Origin of the sequence: Burkholderia sp. LFS061 (assembly GCF_047978125.1) — a bacterium.
GTDB lineage: Bacteria > Pseudomonadota > Gammaproteobacteria > Burkholderiales > Burkholderiaceae > Burkholderia > Burkholderia pyrrocinia_C.
On the sequence record NZ_JBFPFS010000038.1, the window covers coordinates 35,957 to 49,643 of the forward strand.

12 protein-coding genes are annotated in these 13,687 nt (G+C 67.3%); 9 read left to right on the forward strand and 3 right to left on the reverse strand.

Features of this window, described 5'->3' with window-relative positions:
* The first annotated feature begins 337 nt into the window (after positions 1 to 337).
* The 6 genes from ACNQQL_RS27075 (at position 338) to ACNQQL_RS27100 (ending at position 5,661) form a co-directional block, all read left to right on the forward strand.
* Positions 338 to 1,426 carry a toxic anion resistance protein gene (locus ACNQQL_RS27075; RefSeq protein WP_347066971.1) on the forward strand — a complete coding sequence of 363 codons (1,089 nt, stop codon included), beginning with the start codon at positions 338 to 340 and terminating at the stop codon, positions 1,424 to 1,426.
* A gap of 10 nt (positions 1,427 to 1,436) precedes the next feature.
* Positions 1,437 to 2,177 (forward strand): VWA domain-containing protein, encoded by a 741-nt coding sequence (locus ACNQQL_RS27080; RefSeq protein ID WP_347066973.1) that lies wholly within the window; start codon positions 1,437 to 1,439, stop codon positions 2,175 to 2,177.
* A gap of 43 nt (positions 2,178 to 2,220) precedes the next feature.
* Positions 2,221 to 3,237, forward strand: coding sequence for a DUF475 domain-containing protein (locus tag ACNQQL_RS27085; RefSeq protein ID WP_072436946.1), 1,017 nt, complete (start codon positions 2,221 to 2,223; stop codon positions 3,235 to 3,237).
* A gap of 92 nt (positions 3,238 to 3,329) precedes the next feature.
* Positions 3,330 to 3,986, forward strand: a complete 657-nt coding sequence (locus ACNQQL_RS27090; protein ID WP_072436947.1) for a TerD family protein — start codon at positions 3,330 to 3,332, stop codon at positions 3,984 to 3,986.
* 51 nt (positions 3,987 to 4,037) lie between these two features.
* Positions 4,038 to 4,904, forward strand: a complete 867-nt coding sequence (locus ACNQQL_RS27095) for a hypothetical protein (RefSeq protein WP_347066975.1) — start codon at positions 4,038 to 4,040, stop codon at positions 4,902 to 4,904.
* Positions 4,905 to 5,040: 136 nt separating this feature from the next.
* Positions 5,041 to 5,661 carry an HAD family hydrolase gene (locus ACNQQL_RS27100; RefSeq protein ID WP_347066977.1) on the forward strand — a complete coding sequence of 207 codons (621 nt, stop codon included), beginning with the start codon at positions 5,041 to 5,043 and terminating at the stop codon, positions 5,659 to 5,661.
* Between the two features lie 24 nt (positions 5,662 to 5,685).
* Here the strand turns inward: ACNQQL_RS27100 and ACNQQL_RS27105 are convergent, their stop codons facing one another.
* The gene (locus ACNQQL_RS27105) at positions 5,686 to 6,795 is read right to left on the reverse strand and encodes a fatty acid desaturase (protein ID WP_347066979.1); all 1,110 of its coding nucleotides are present in this window, start codon (positions 6,793 to 6,795) and stop codon (positions 5,686 to 5,688) included.
* Positions 6,796 to 7,021: 226 nt separating this feature from the next.
* On the opposite strand from ACNQQL_RS27105, the gene ACNQQL_RS27110 reads away from it, so the two are divergent.
* Positions 7,022 to 8,059 carry an AraC family transcriptional regulator gene (locus ACNQQL_RS27110; RefSeq protein ID WP_072436951.1) on the forward strand — a complete coding sequence of 346 codons (1,038 nt, stop codon included), beginning with the start codon at positions 7,022 to 7,024 and terminating at the stop codon, positions 8,057 to 8,059.
* A gap of 63 nt (positions 8,060 to 8,122) precedes the next feature.
* Here the strand turns inward: ACNQQL_RS27110 and ACNQQL_RS27115 are convergent, their stop codons facing one another.
* Positions 8,123 to 9,172 (reverse strand): lactonase family protein, encoded by a 1,050-nt coding sequence (locus ACNQQL_RS27115; protein ID WP_347066981.1) that lies wholly within the window; start codon positions 9,170 to 9,172, stop codon positions 8,123 to 8,125.
* On the reverse strand, positions 9,159 to 10,526 hold the full coding sequence (locus tag ACNQQL_RS27120; RefSeq protein WP_347066983.1) for an MFS transporter: 1,368 nt from the start codon (positions 10,524 to 10,526) through the stop codon (positions 9,159 to 9,161). The genes ACNQQL_RS27115 and ACNQQL_RS27120 overlap by 14 nt, the downstream gene beginning before the upstream one ends.
* Positions 10,527 to 10,883: 357 nt before the next feature.
* On the opposite strand from ACNQQL_RS27120, the gene ACNQQL_RS27125 reads away from it, so the two are divergent.
* Both ACNQQL_RS27125 and ACNQQL_RS27130 read left to right on the forward strand, forming a co-directional pair.
* Entirely contained in the window at positions 10,884 to 11,864 is a 981-nt protein-coding gene (locus ACNQQL_RS27125; protein WP_347066985.1) for an acetyltransferase, read from the forward strand.
* Positions 11,865 to 12,184: 320 nt separating this feature from the next.
* The gene (locus ACNQQL_RS27130) at positions 12,185 to 13,663 is read left to right on the forward strand and encodes a deoxyribodipyrimidine photo-lyase (RefSeq protein WP_347066987.1); all 1,479 of its coding nucleotides are present in this window, start codon (positions 12,185 to 12,187) and stop codon (positions 13,661 to 13,663) included.
* The last annotated feature ends 24 nt before the right edge of the window (positions 13,664 to 13,687 follow it).

Below are 13,687 nucleotides of genomic sequence, written 5' to 3' on the forward strand. Positions count from 1 at the left end.
TGCGGCATTAAGCAATCTGTAACAATCAGCGGAATAGCGCAAGTCGATTTCTTTCAAAACACTTTCTATTTGGCGCTTTCCGGGCCGCCCGCCAAATCCGGATTCTCACTCCATCAAGGGGTTTGCCCGCGTCCTCCCGGAGCACGCATCGAGATTTTCGATCGTCCACATTACAATGTGTATTGAAAATGAAAGATTGACCTCCCTTGACGCATCGCACCGTCGCCATTTATTGTCCGTCTGCCGCCAGTGAGAGAGCACGACGGCAATCGCGGAAGCGCGCCTCGCGCGCACGACAACACGTAGCAAAAAGCAGAAAAGGAAACGTGGTAGCCACATGAAGCCGCTATTCGATGACAAGAAATCCGATGCGGTCAGCGATCGTCCTTCCACCCCGTCTTTGTCACCCGTCGCAGTGCCTGCCGCCGCCGTCGTGCCGGCAGCGCAGCCGACGGAGCACGCGCGCCTGATCACCGTCGACGAGATCGACCAACTCGGCGCGATGCAGGGTACGCGGATCGCGGCCTTCTCCCAGCAGATACTCGCGATCGTCCGTGCGTCCGACGCCGACCAGTTCGGCGACAAGCTCAACGAACTGATCTCGACCGCGAAAGGACTCGACCCGCGCGGTGCCGACAAGGGCGGCTTCATCACGCAAGTCACGCGGCTGTTCCGCTCGACCAAGGAAAAGCTGCTGTCGCAATACGAGTCGGTGAGCAAGCGGATGGATACGCTCATCGTCGAGCTCGAAAACCATGCGCAGCGCCAGAAGGCCGGCATCGACGAGCTCGAGCGGATGTACAACGACAACTATGCGCTGCACCAGGAGCTCGCGCAGTCGAAGGCGCACGGCGAATCGGCGCTCGCGACGCTGCGCGCGCATCTCGCGGCCGGCCAGCAGCCGGCGGGCGACGCGTTCGCCGCGCAGCGCCTGCTCGACGTGAAGCGCAAGGTCGACGCGCTCGAAAGCAAGCTCGACGACCTCGACCGCGCGATGCTGATGTCGAAGCAGCTCGCGCCGCAGATCCGGATGGAGCAGGACCAGAAACGCACGCTGACGTCGAAGTTCATGACGATCAAGACCGTGCTGATCCCCGCGTGGACCAACGCGTTCGCGCTCTACCTCGAGCAGCTCGGCACGAAGCGCGCGGCGGCGCTCGCGAACGCGACATACGACGCGGCCGACGAGGCGATCCGCGCGCAGGCCGACCTGAATCGCCAGAACGCGCAGGAAGTCGCGAAGCTCGGCCAGCGCCCGGTGATCTCGACCGACACGTTCGAATACGCGCAGCAGCAGCTGTTCGGCGCATTCGACGACGTCACGCAGATCATCGCCGACGGCAAGCGCCAGCGTGAGCAGGACGCGCCGCGCCTGCGCCAGCTCGAACAGGATCTGATCACCCGATTCGCTCCGAAGCATAACTAAGGAACACCGCATGATTACGCTTGAGAAACGCGCGGCGAAGGTCGCGATCGTCCTCGAAAAACGCCAGATCCTGAAGCCGCCCGTCGTGCGTGTCGGCGCGGCGCTCGACATCTCGGGCTCCGCGAAGCCGCTTTACCAGTCGGGCGTGATCCAGGAGACGCACGACCGGATCCTCGGGATCGCACTGAAGTTCGACGACAACGGCGAAGTCGATACGTGGACCTTCACCGAAGGCTACGACCGCCTGCCGACCGCGACGCCGGACAACTACGGCTCGTACATCTCCGATCACGTGCTCGAAGCCCGGATCGACAAGTGGGGAGGCACGCAGTACGCGCCGGTGATGAACGACATCGTCGACTTCTTCTTCCGCGCGCCGGAGCCGAAGCGCGAAGAAAAGCGCGGCTTCCTGAGCCGGCTGTTCGGCGGCGCGGGCGAAGCATCCGCGCCGGCCGCCTCCGCACCGGTGAACGGCCACCTGCCCGCATGGGTGCTGTTCGTCACCGACGGGCAGAACCCGAAGAACGACCGCAAGCGCGTGCGCCAGTTGATGGCCGAGTCTCAGCACTTTCCGCTGTACTGGTCGCTCGTCGGCGTTGGCGATCCGAACGAATTCGGCTTCCTCGCGGAAGTCGCGGACGAAATGCCGAACGTCGGCTTCCTGCATCTCGAGTCGCTCGATCTCAGCGACGAACAGATCTATGAACAGTTGATCACGCAGGAATTCTGCGACTGGGTGCGCGCGAAGTAAGCGCGGCCCGCATGCCCCTTTTTCAAAACTCGATTACCCCATCATGTTGAAAGACTTCAAGATCCCGCTGTCGCTCACGGTGCTCGCGCTGGTCGCGGCCTATCTCCTCGGCGGCGTAAAGGACATGCTGATCGTCGCGGTCCTGTGTGTGCTCGAAATTTCGCTGTCGCTCGACAACGCGGTCGTCAACGCATCGGTGCTCAAGAACTGGTCGGAGAAGTGGCGCAACCGCTTCATGGTGTTCGGCCTGCCGGTTGCCGTGTTCGGCATGCGGCTTGTGTTCCCGCTGCTGATCGTCGCGGTGATCGGCCACATCGGAATGTGGGATGCGCTGACGCTCGCGATCGAATCGCCGGAGAAGTACGCGGCGATTCTGACCTCCGCGCATCACCAGGTGTCGGCGTTCGGCGGCGCGTTCCTGCTGATGGTGTTCTTCAAGTTCATGCTCGACACCGAGAAGGACGAGCACTGGATCGGTTTCCTCGAAGGCCCGATGCGCCATCTCGGCCGCATCACGGCGCTGGAAGTGGCGCTGACGCTCGCGATCGTGATCGTCGCGTCGTTCTATGTGCCGGCGGCCGAGCAGGTCAGCTTCCTGCTCGCGGGCGCGTTCGGCGTGATCAGCTTCGTGATTGCGCACGGCATCGGCGACCTGATCGGCGGCGAGGACACCGGCACGCGCGTGGTGCGCGAAGGCGTCGCGGGCTTCATGTATCTCGAAGTGCTCGATTCGTCGTTCAGCTTCGACGGCGTGATCGGCGCGTTCGCGCTGTCGAACAACATCTTCCTGATCGCGCTCGGCCTCGGCGTCGGCGCGGCCTACATCCGGGAGATGACGCTCGTGCTGCTGAAGAAGGGCACGCTCGCGCAGTATCGCTTTCTCGAACACGGCGCGTTCTGGGCGATCGGTGCGCTCGCAACGATCATGTTCCTCGGCGTGAAGTTCGAGGTGCCCGAGGTCGTCACGGGCCTGATCGGTGCGGCGATGATCGCGGCGGCCGTGTGGTCGTCGATCGTCGTGCAACGCAAGGAAGACCGGACCGCCGTGGCGGGCAAGTAATACGCGCGGCACGGACACCATCAACGAGGGGCCGCGCACGGCGGCCCGGCATTGCCGCCGGCGCAACGGCGGTTCCAGCAGAAGAGGTTCAGATGATCAATTTGTCGAAAGGCGGTCGCGTCAACCTGTCGAAGGAAGCGCCCGGCACGCAGAAATTCCGCATCGGTCTCGGTTGGGACGCAAACGCGACGGACACGGGCACGGATTTCGATCTCGACGTGTCGGTGTTCCTGTGCAAGTACGATGCGCAGACCAATCCGAAGCTGATCTCGGATCAGCACTTCGTGTTCTACAACAGCGAAGTGCGTACGATGGACCGTAACGAAACCTTCATCCAGCCGGGCGACGATTTCCCGAAGCGCGGGATGCCGGCGTCGAAGTGCATGGGCGTCGTGCATAGCGGTGACAACCGCACGGGCAGCGGCGGCGGCGACGATGAAGTGATCTTCATCGACATGACGAAGCTTGCTGCCGACGTCGAGGAAATCTCGGTGGTCGTGACGATCGACCAGGCCGAAGCGCGCCGCCAGAATTTCGGACAGGTTCGCAACAGCTACATCCAGATCGCCGACGAGGTGTCGGGTACGATGATCGCGAAGTATGCGCTCGAGGAAGATTTCTCGATGGAGACGTCGGTGCAGGTCGGCAGCTTCTATCGCCGCGACGGCCACTTCATGTTCAAGGCGGTCGGCGCCGGCTACAACCGTGGCCTCGGCGACTTCGTGCGCGCGTACGGCGGCGCGGTCTGACTGGCGGCAGCCCGGCGCGCGGGAAACCGCCGCGCCGGGCAGGATGCAGCGATGACGAATCCGTCCGACGAGCCGAAGCGGCTCGAGTTCGATACGACGCCCGAGCGCACGCCCGGGCGTCTTGCGTTCGACGCGCCGCCCACGGCCGGTGTGCCGGCCGCGCGTGTGCCCGACCGGCCGGCGCCGCAGGCGCTCGACTTCGGGCCGGCGTCCGACAAGGCCGTGCGCGCGGCGCCCGCCGATGCGATTGGCCGCGCGCTGTTCGGCGAGTCGAACCACTCGCTGCTCGAAGCGTGCTTCCGCGCCGCGCAGGCCAGCTTCCCGAATCTCTATCCCGACCTCGCGCCGCGCATCGAGCGGCACATCCGGCAACTGGTGCCGCTCAAGCTTGCGACGGTCGCGACGATCGGCGACGGTGCGCTGGAGACGGCGGGCAACCTCGTCGAAGCCGTCGCGGCGACGACGCGCGAATTCAACGAACTCGGCGCGGCCGACATGATGGCCGGCCTGCTCGCGCAGGCGACGCGCAAGGCCGGCATGTTCGAACGCTGGTTCGGCGCGGCGTCGAGCCATGTCGACTACCGCGCGGCGCTCGGCGCGCTCAAGCAATCGCTCGGCTTCTTCCCGCGTCGCACCGAGGAGCTTGCCGCGAAGGTTCGCCATGCGGAAGAAAACCTTGTGGTCGTGCTCGCGGCGCTGAGCGCGGTGGCGGACGTCGTGCGCGTGCCGGACGACGCAGGCGTCGAGCGCACGCTGTTCGACCGCCGCAACATCGTCGGGCAGGCCGTCCAGCAGATCCGGATACAGCCCGCGCAACTGCGCGGGCTCGACGAGCGCGTGACCGACCTGCTGTCGCGCGCCGATCACCTGATGAACGTCGTGCTGCCCGCGGCGCTGGCGGCGCGACCGCAGCGCTGAGCGAACGGCACGACGGCCACGTGCGCTTCGGCGCGCGTGGTCGCTGCCCGGGCCATGCTTCGTCACGCCGTTTCGCGCGCACTGGCGCGAGTCTGCTATCTTCCCGGGCATCTCATCGCTTTTCCGCCGATTCTCCATGACTGACCGCATCGTCGCCGCATTCGATTTCGACGGCACCATCACGACCACCGACAGCTTCCGCCACTTTGTCCGCTACGCGGTCGGCACGCCGCGCTTCGCGTGGGCCGGGCTGCGCGCGCTGCCGTGGATCGTCGCGATGAAGGCCGGGCTGCTGTCGCGCGGCGACGCGAAGGCGAAGTTCGCGTCGTTCGCGTTCGGGCCGGTTCGCGAGGACGCGCTCGATGCGCTGGCACGCACGTTCGTCGATACATACTTGCCGCGCTTCGTGCGTCCGGAAATGCTCGAACGGATTCGCGAGCATCGGGCGCGCGGGCATGAAGTCGTGCTGGTCAGCGCGTCGCCGTCGCTGTATCTGGAGAAGTGGGCGAAGACGGCCGGTTTCGACGCCGTGCTCGCGACGCGGCTTGCGTTCGAGCGCGGCGCATTCGCCGGGCGGCTCGACGGCGAGAACTGCTGGGGGCCGCAGAAGGTCGTGCGGCTGCGCGGGTGGTGGGGCGACCGGCCGCCGACTCAACTGTTCGCGTACGGCGACAGCCGCGGCGACAAGGAAATGGCCGAACTCGCGAACTGGTCGTGGATCCGCGGGCAGGGAGCGATGCCGCCGATCGGCGATTGATACGGCGCGCTGCCGGCGCCGGTATTACGCGTCGACCTGCACGTGACGCGTGCCGCGCGAAGGACGATAAGCACCCCAGCGATTCGCACGCGCGAACGTGCCGACGTCGTTGAAGCGCACGCCCACTTCGCGCAGCGCCGCATGCGCGGTTCGCGCGGTCAGTTGCCGGATGTAGAACGGGTCGCGCACGACGAAGTGATGGATCGCGTGCGTGCTGCCGAAGTTGAAGCAGAACAACTGGAACGGTAGTATCCACCACGGGTTGAGTACCTGCGTCTGCTGGATCACGTTGCGCGAATCGATGTCGCCGAAGTAATGCATGTTCGAGCTGACGAAGTTGATGCAGAAGCTGCGCACGAAGTTCGGCCCGAGCCACACGACCGCCAGGAAATCGACGATATCCATCACACGCTCGACCAGGGCCGGCACCGTCACCGCATAGCCGAACGCGTGCAGTGCGAACAGGCCGACGTGATAGACGATGAACGCGTGCCACAGCGCGTAGTACACATGACCGACCGGCATGTACGACGACACCTGCTCGACACGCAACTGCATGCGCTCGGCAGGATCCTGCACCGACTGTGCGGCAACGTACTGCTTAACCTTGCGGTGCATCGCGGCCGGCCGCAGCACGACGGCGAGCATCCCGTCCGCGATCATCAGCAGGCGCTTCACGCCCCAGCGCTCGCCGTTGGTGATGCCGAATTCCTCGAGATCCGATTCGCCGCCCGACACCTTGTGGTGATGCAGGTGCATGCGCCGCCGCGTCCACGGGTTGATCGTTCCCGGCCGCGTGAGCCAGCACAGCGCCATCATCAGGTGATAGGCCCACGGCGTCTTCTTGAAGTACATCAAGTGGATCAGGTCGTGCTCGAGTTCGTGGATCAGCGACGTGACGAACGCGGCGAGCGGCAGCGCGACGTACCACGCGATCGTGCCGCGTGCATACAGCCACGCGATCGCGAGCATCGCGGCGACCGACACGGCCATCACGGTCGCGCCGACGAGGTTCTGGTTGTCGAGCAGCGGAAAGCGCGCGCGGATCGCATCGCTCGCGGCGTTGACCTCGCGGCGGACGTACGCGACCTTGTCTGCGTCGTTGCGAAAGACGGTTCGTGCGGGTTGGCTCATCGACCGGAATCCGTGCGGAAAGAGTGGGGCGTCATGCCGATGTGACAAGCATAGGCGGGCGCCGCACCGCACGCGAGGGCCGCCGGTGCCAATGGTGGTGTCATTTCGGGCCACGATGGCCGGCGAGCGGGCGGCCGATCGCGCGCCGCGAGGCTAGAGTGCCGCCGCGGTGTCATTGCGGGCCAGCGGCGCTACAATCCGCCGAAATCGCTTCGGAGTCCGCCGCATGGCCCTGTCCGTCCCGGATGCCGCGCGCCAGTTGAACAAGGCGACGGTGTCGTCCGCGTATGCGCTGTTCATGCTGATGCTGGCCGAGGAGCGCGGGATCGATAACGACCGCATTCTCGCCGGCTCGGGCGTCGAGCGCGAGCGGCTCGCGCAGCCCGATGCGCGCATCACGCCGCTGCAGCAGGCGGCGATCGTGTTCAACCTGCTCGACGCGACGGACGACCCGACGATCGCGATCGAGATCGGCCTGCGCAGCAGCCTGACGAAAGCGGGGCTGATCGGTTTCGGGCTGATGAGCTGCGCGACGCTTGGAGAGGCGATCGCGCTCGGCATCCGCTATCTGCCGACGCGCGTGCCGTTCTTCTCGGTGCGGCTCGCGCAACTCGACGGGATCGTCGACATCGACGTGCTCGAAGCGTTTCCGCTCGGCCGGCTGCGCCAGTTTGCAGTGGAGAACTTCCTGGTCGAGACCGCGATCCTGTTCAATTCGCTGCTGTATCCGGCGCCGGGGCGTACGCTGCAGTCGCGTGCCGAACTGCACTTCGAATGGCCCGAGCCGCCATGGTTCGAGCGTTATCGCGCGCGGCTGCCGCGTTGTCATTTCGATGCAAGCGCGAACCGCATCCGCTGCGACGCCGCACTGCTCGACGAGCCGATCGGTACCGCGAACGCACAGACCGCGCAGATGATCGTCCAGCAGTGCGAGGCCGAACTCGCGCGGCTCGGTTATGCGGAGAGCATCGTCGAGCGCGTGCGCAACCTGCTGATCTGCGGCGATGGCGGTTATCCGTCGGTCGACGACGTCGCGCGCGAGCTGCACGTATCGGCGCGCACGCTCAAGCGCAAGCTCGCCGAGTACGGCGCGACCTATTCGGCGCTGCTCGACGAGATCAGGCTGCGCGATGCACTGCGGCTGCTGGAGGGCACGCGGCTGCCGGTCGACGAGATTGCGGCGCGCGTCGGTTATACGGACCGCGCCAATTTCACGCGTGCGTTCAAGCGCTGGACGGGTGTTGCGCCGAGCGAGCGGCGCTGAGCGAGGGCACGGGGGACCGGCGTTCGCAGCGGATCTGCCGGATCGTGCCCAGGCATTGCTTGGTCAGACGATCTCGACCCAGTTTGCACCGCGGCCGCCTGCTGCACGCGCGTGCAGCGACAGCGCGCCGTCGTCCGGCGCGATCGCATATACCGACACGTATTCCGACTGCTCGCCGCACGCGACGAGCCAGCGCCCCGACGGATCGATCGCGAACCCACGCGGCTGCGTTTCGGTGGTTGTCGCGTGCGCGGGCTCGAACGTGCCGTCGGCGGTGCGGCGATAACAGAGCAGTTGGCTCGACGTGCGTTCGCTGACATACGCGAAACGCTCGCCGGGCGTCAGGTGCAGGTCGGCGGCCCACACGGACGGTTCGGCAGGCGCGGGCGGCCGCGCATGGCCTTGCGCGAGTTCGGCGACGGCCGGGTGGCGCGCGCTCACGTGCGCGTCGCCGAGCCGGCCGCTGTCGGGATCGCGCGCGAACGTCGCGAGCGTGCCCTGGAATTCGCTGACGACGACGAGCGCGCGGCCGTCGCGCGCGAATCGCAGGTGACGCGGGCCGAAGCCGGCCGGCACGCGCGTTTCGCCGTGTTCGGCCAAACGCAGGCCGGCTGCGTCCTCGACGAGCGCGAAGCTGAACACGCGATCCGAGCCGAGCGAACTGACGTACGCGAAACGATTGTCCGGCGACACGATCACCGCATGCGCGTTCGCGATGCCGCCGGCCACCTGCAGCGGCGCGCCGTCGCCGTCGCGCACGCGCGCGGCGTCGTAGAGGCTCAGCGAATTCCCGCCGTACGACGCACCGAGCAGCCAGCGGCCGCTGCGGTCGAGCGACAGGTACGCGTGGCTCGCATCGATCGCGGTCGCGCCGATGTGCGCGAGCGCGCCCGTGGCTGCGGCGACGCGGAACGCGACGATCGTCGGCTGCTCACCGCGCGTCGCGACGTAGAGCCGCGCGCGGTCGGCCTGCACGGCGATCGGCAGCGCGACGTCGGCGGCCGGATAGCGGGCGAGCGGCGCGAGCGTGCCGTCGCTCGCGAGGGAGAACGTGGCGAGGTCGCCGTCGGCGGCATTCGAGACGACGACGGTCAGGCGGTCAGTGTTCGGCATGGCGGAGCATCGTAGCGTTCGTGAAGGACTCGTCGGCCGGCAGGCCGCGCGGCGGATCGCTGCGCCGGTGCGTGCGCGCGAACAGCGCGGCGACCGCGGCGACGAGGGACGCGATCGCGAGCGCATACAGCCCGCCCGTGATCGAACCCGTATGTTGCTTCAGATAGCCGAATGCCGTCGGCGCGACGAAGCCGCCGAGATTGCCGACCGAGTTGATCAGCGCGATCACGGCCGCGGCCACGCGCGTGTCGAGGTAACCCTGCGGGATCGGCCAGAACAGCGACGCCGCAGCCTTGAAGCCGAGCGCGGCGAAGCAGATCGACGCGAACGACCACACGGGATCGTGCGACGTCGACGCGAACAGCCCGCACGCGGCGAGCACGAGCGCGAACGCGAGCCAGCGCTGCGGATGCTTCCATTTCGCGGACAACACCGCGAAACCGTACATCGCGCCGATCGCGATCATCCACGGAATCGTGTTGTACAGGCCGACCTGGAAATCGGTAAGGCCGCCCATCTTGCGGATGATCGTCGGCAGCCAGAACGTGGCCGCGTAGATCGTCAGCTGGATCGAGAAGTACAGGAAGCAGAACAGCATGATCTGCGGATCGCGCAGCAGCGAGGTGGCGCGCACGGGCACGTTCGAGCGTACGTCGCGCGTTGCGCGCTCCGCGTCGAGCGCCGTTTCGAGCGCCGCGCGTTCGTCGGTGGTGAGCCACGTCGCGTCGCGGATGTGCGATTTCAGCAGCAGCCAGCTCGCGCCGCACAGCGCGACCGAGAACAGCCCTTCGATCAGGAACATCCATTGCCAGCCTTCGAGGCCGAAGCCGCGGATCGACAGCAGCGCGCCGGTGACGGGCCCGGACAGCACCGACGCGAACGCGGAGCCGCCGAGGAAGATCGCCATCGCCTTGCCGCGCTCCTGCGGCGGCAGCCATTGCGACAGGTACAGCACGACGCCGGGGAAGAAGCCGGCCTCGGCCGCGCCGAGCAGGAAGCGCAGCACGTAGAACGACGTGTCGTTCCACACGAACGCCATCGCGGCCGCGACGATGCCCCACGTCGCCATGATCCGCGCGAGCCACACGCGTGCGCCGTAGCGCTGCATCAGCAGGTTCGACGGCACTTCGAACAGCGCATAGCCGACGAAGAACAGCCCGGCGCCGAGCCCGTACGCGGCTGCGCCGATGCCGATCGACGCTTCGAGGTGGCGATCGACGAAACCGACGTTCACGCGGTCGATGTAGTTCGCGATGAACATGATCAGCACGAGCGGCAGCACGTGCCACTTCACTTTCGAGACGGCGGACGCGAGCGGGTCGCGGCCGGGTAGCGCGGGCGAGGGCGGGTTCAACGGTGTCTCCGGTCGGGCGGCGGACGGGGCGGCAGCCCGCGTCGGCGTCTGGGTGGTGGCTTATGTAGTATGTCGTCGTACGACATGGTACGCCTGAGTGTTACTGGAGACGTCACGGGTTTACCCGGAAATTTCCCGGATATTGGTGAATGTCATGAGATCGATTGGATATTTAGTAATGTCTGATGACGTATAACTACTGTGAGCGTGTGCGCTGCAAGCCATTTGCAGGTGAATCCGGCTACGCTGTATCGAGGAGCGCGCGCGGTTGCGGCAAAATACCGGGCTCGCGCGCTCGGTGTGCATGGCATGTGCGCGAACGGCGGCGATTTCATGCTGAAGACGGAGCGACGGAACATGCAGGACAACCACCATGGACGGCACTTCTTCGCGTTCAACGGCGATGCGGACGGCCTGTGCGCGCTTCAGCAACTGCGGCTCGCGGAAGGCGCACACGGCCTGCTCGTGACAGGCGTGAAGCGCGACATCCGGCTGCTCGAGCGGATCGATGCGCGGGCCGGCGATCGTGTCACCGTGCTCGACGTGTCGCACGATCAGAACCGCGACGCGTGCGCGCGACTGCTGCGCGAAGGGGCGACAGTCCGCTATTTCGATCATCACTTCGCAGGCGAGCTACCCGCCGATCCGGGCTTCCACGCATATATCGACACGGCGGCAGATGTCTGCACGAGCGCGCTCGTGAACCGCCATCTTGGCGGCCGGCATGTGCGCTGGGCGATCGTCGCGGCATTCGGCGACGAACTGCCGGCGCTCGGCGGCGCGCTCGCGCGCGAGCAAGGGATCGACGACGCCGAACGTTGCACGCTCGCCGAACTCGGGCTCTACCTGAACTACAACGCGTACGGCGATTGCATCGGCGATCTGTACTTCGATCCGGCGGCGCTCGCCGACGCGATGTTGCCGTGCGTCGATCCGCTGGATTTCGTGCGCGGGACCGCCGTGTTCGCCGCACTGCGCGACGGCTACCGCGACGACATGGCGCGCGCATGCGCGCTTGCGCCGCTGCGCGAGGTGCCGGGCGCGACGCTGGTACGGATGCCTGATCAACCGTGGGCGCGGCGCGCGACCGGGATGCTCGCGAACGAACGAATGCGCAACGCGCCGCATGCGGCGCTCGCGGTGCTGTCGCCGCGCGCCGATGGCGGGCTCGTCGTCAGCGTGCGCGTGCCCGACGGCCGGCCGCTCGGCGCCGACGAGTTCTGCCGCGGCTTTGCGACCGGCGGCGGGCGCAAGCGCGCGGGCGGCATCAACCATCTGCCGGAAACCGAGTTCGACGCATTCGCCGCGCGTTTCGAGGCGGCGTTCCGGCTCGATTGACGAAGCGATCGGCGACGCGCGCCGTGCAGCCGTTGCGCGGCGCGCGTCGTGGCCGGGTCAGCCGAATCAGCCGGCCGCACCCGCGAGCACGGCCGGCACGTACCGCGCATCGCGGTGCACATGCACCCGACATCGAGCGTAGGCCGGCGGACGCGGCGAAGAATCGTCGGAATGGACCAAGGCGTTTCACCGGACGCGCGACGCGGTGCGATGGCCGTGGCCGTCATCGGCACGTTGGCACGTCGAACGTCGAACATCGACACCGTGTGGCGCAGCCGCGACAATACGCATCCTGTTCCGCTTTCCGCATCGAGGTGCCCGTGCCCGCCAAGTCGTCCGTTGCTCCCGCGATCGTCTGGTTTCGCGACGATCTGCGCGTGACCGACCAGCCCGCGCTGACGCGCGCGGTCGAGTCAGGCCGGCCGCTCGTGTGCGTGTTCGTCGACGATACGGGTGCCGGTTCGGGGCGCCGGCCGGGCGGCGCAGCGCGCTGGTGGCTGCACGGGTCGCTGGCCGGGCTCGACGCCGCGCTCGCGCGTCACGGCGGGCGCTTGCTGCTGTTGCGCGGTGACGCGCAGCGCGAGATCGAGCGCGTCGTACGCGACACGGGCGCGGCGGCTGTGTACTGGAACCGCCGCTACGCGCAGCCGCAGCGCGACGCCGACGCGGCGCTGAAGGCGTCGCTCAAGGCGCGCGGCGTCAAGGTCGAGAGCAGCAACGGCAGCCTGCTGAACGAGCCATGGGAGGTGCTGACGGGCAGCGGTGCGCCATACCAGGTGTTCACCGCGTACTGGCGCGCGGCGCGCCGCGACCGCACGGTCGCCGCGCCGCTGCCGGAACCGGAACGGATCGTGTTTCAACCGTGGCCGGAAACGGTGCGTGACCGTGCGCTGGCGCTCGACGCGCTCGCGTTGCGTTCGCCCGTGCCGGACTGGGCCGGCGGCCTGCGCGACGCGTGGCCCGCACCCGACGAAGTCGGTGCGCACGAACGGCTCGACGCGTTCCTGTCGGCGTCGCTTGCCGGTTATGCGGATGCGCGCGATCGTCCCGACCGGCCCGCGACGAGCCGGCTGTCGCCGTTCCTGCGCTTCGGCAACGTATCGCCGCGACAGGTGTGGCACGCGGTGCAGGGCGCCGCGAATGCAGGCGGCGCGGCGTACGTTGCGGGCGCCGACAAGTTCCTGAGCGAGCTCGGCTGGCGCGAATTCAGCTACGCGCTGCTGTATCACTTCCCGGCGCTCGCGACCGACAACTTCCGCGCGCAGTTCGATGCGATGCCGTGGCGTGACGATGCCGCGGCGCTGCGCGCATGGCAGCGCGGCCGGACCGGCTATCCGCTCGTCGATGCGGGCCTGCGCGAGCTGTGGACCACCGGCTGGATGCACAACCGTGTGCGGATGGTCGTCGCGTCGTTCCTCGTCAAGCATCTGCTGATCGACTGGCGCGCGGGCGAAGCGTGGTTCTGGGACACGCTGGTCGACGCCGATCCCGCGAACAACGCGGCGAGCTGGCAGTGGGTGGCCGGCTGCGGCGCCGACGCCGCGCCGTATTTCCGCATCTTCAATCCGGTCGCGCAGGGCGGGAAGTTCGACCCGGACGGCGCGTACGTGCGGCGCTGGGTGCCCGAACTCGCGGGCCTCGACACCGCGTCGATCCACGCGCCGTGGGAAGCGTCGCCGCTGCAGCTCGACGCGGCCGGTGTGCGGCTCGGCGTCGACTATCCGGCACCGCTCGTCGATCACGCCGCCGCGCGCGTTCGCGCGCTCGATGCGCTGGCCGCATTGCCGAAACGTCGCTGACCGTCTGCCCGCGCGGCACGGTTC

What these genes read in the sequence shown, in the direction of transcription:
- ACNQQL_RS27085 (WP_072436946.1), top strand. Translation starts at nt 2,221, where the DNA reads ATGTTGAAAGACTTCAAGATCCCGCTGTCGCTCACGGTGCTCGCGCTG.
- ACNQQL_RS27075 (WP_347066971.1), top strand. Translation starts at nt 338, where the DNA reads ATGAAGCCGCTATTCGATGACAAGAAATCCGATGCGGTCAGCGATCGT.
- ACNQQL_RS27080 (WP_347066973.1), top strand. Translation starts at nt 1,437, where the DNA reads ATGATTACGCTTGAGAAACGCGCGGCGAAGGTCGCGATCGTCCTCGAA.
- ACNQQL_RS27115 (WP_347066981.1), bottom strand. Translation starts at nt 9,172, where the DNA reads ATGCCGAACACTGACCGCCTGACCGTCGTCGTCTCGAATGCCGCCGAC.
- ACNQQL_RS27125 (WP_347066985.1), top strand. Translation starts at nt 10,884, where the DNA reads ATGCAGGACAACCACCATGGACGGCACTTCTTCGCGTTCAACGGCGAT.
- ACNQQL_RS27095 (WP_347066975.1), top strand. Translation starts at nt 4,038, where the DNA reads ATGACGAATCCGTCCGACGAGCCGAAGCGGCTCGAGTTCGATACGACG.
- ACNQQL_RS27110 (WP_072436951.1), top strand. Translation starts at nt 7,022, where the DNA reads ATGGCCCTGTCCGTCCCGGATGCCGCGCGCCAGTTGAACAAGGCGACG.
- ACNQQL_RS27100 (WP_347066977.1), top strand. Translation starts at nt 5,041, where the DNA reads ATGACTGACCGCATCGTCGCCGCATTCGATTTCGACGGCACCATCACG.
- ACNQQL_RS27090 (WP_072436947.1), top strand. Translation starts at nt 3,330, where the DNA reads ATGATCAATTTGTCGAAAGGCGGTCGCGTCAACCTGTCGAAGGAAGCG.
- ACNQQL_RS27105 (WP_347066979.1), bottom strand. Translation starts at nt 6,795, where the DNA reads ATGAGCCAACCCGCACGAACCGTCTTTCGCAACGACGCAGACAAGGTC.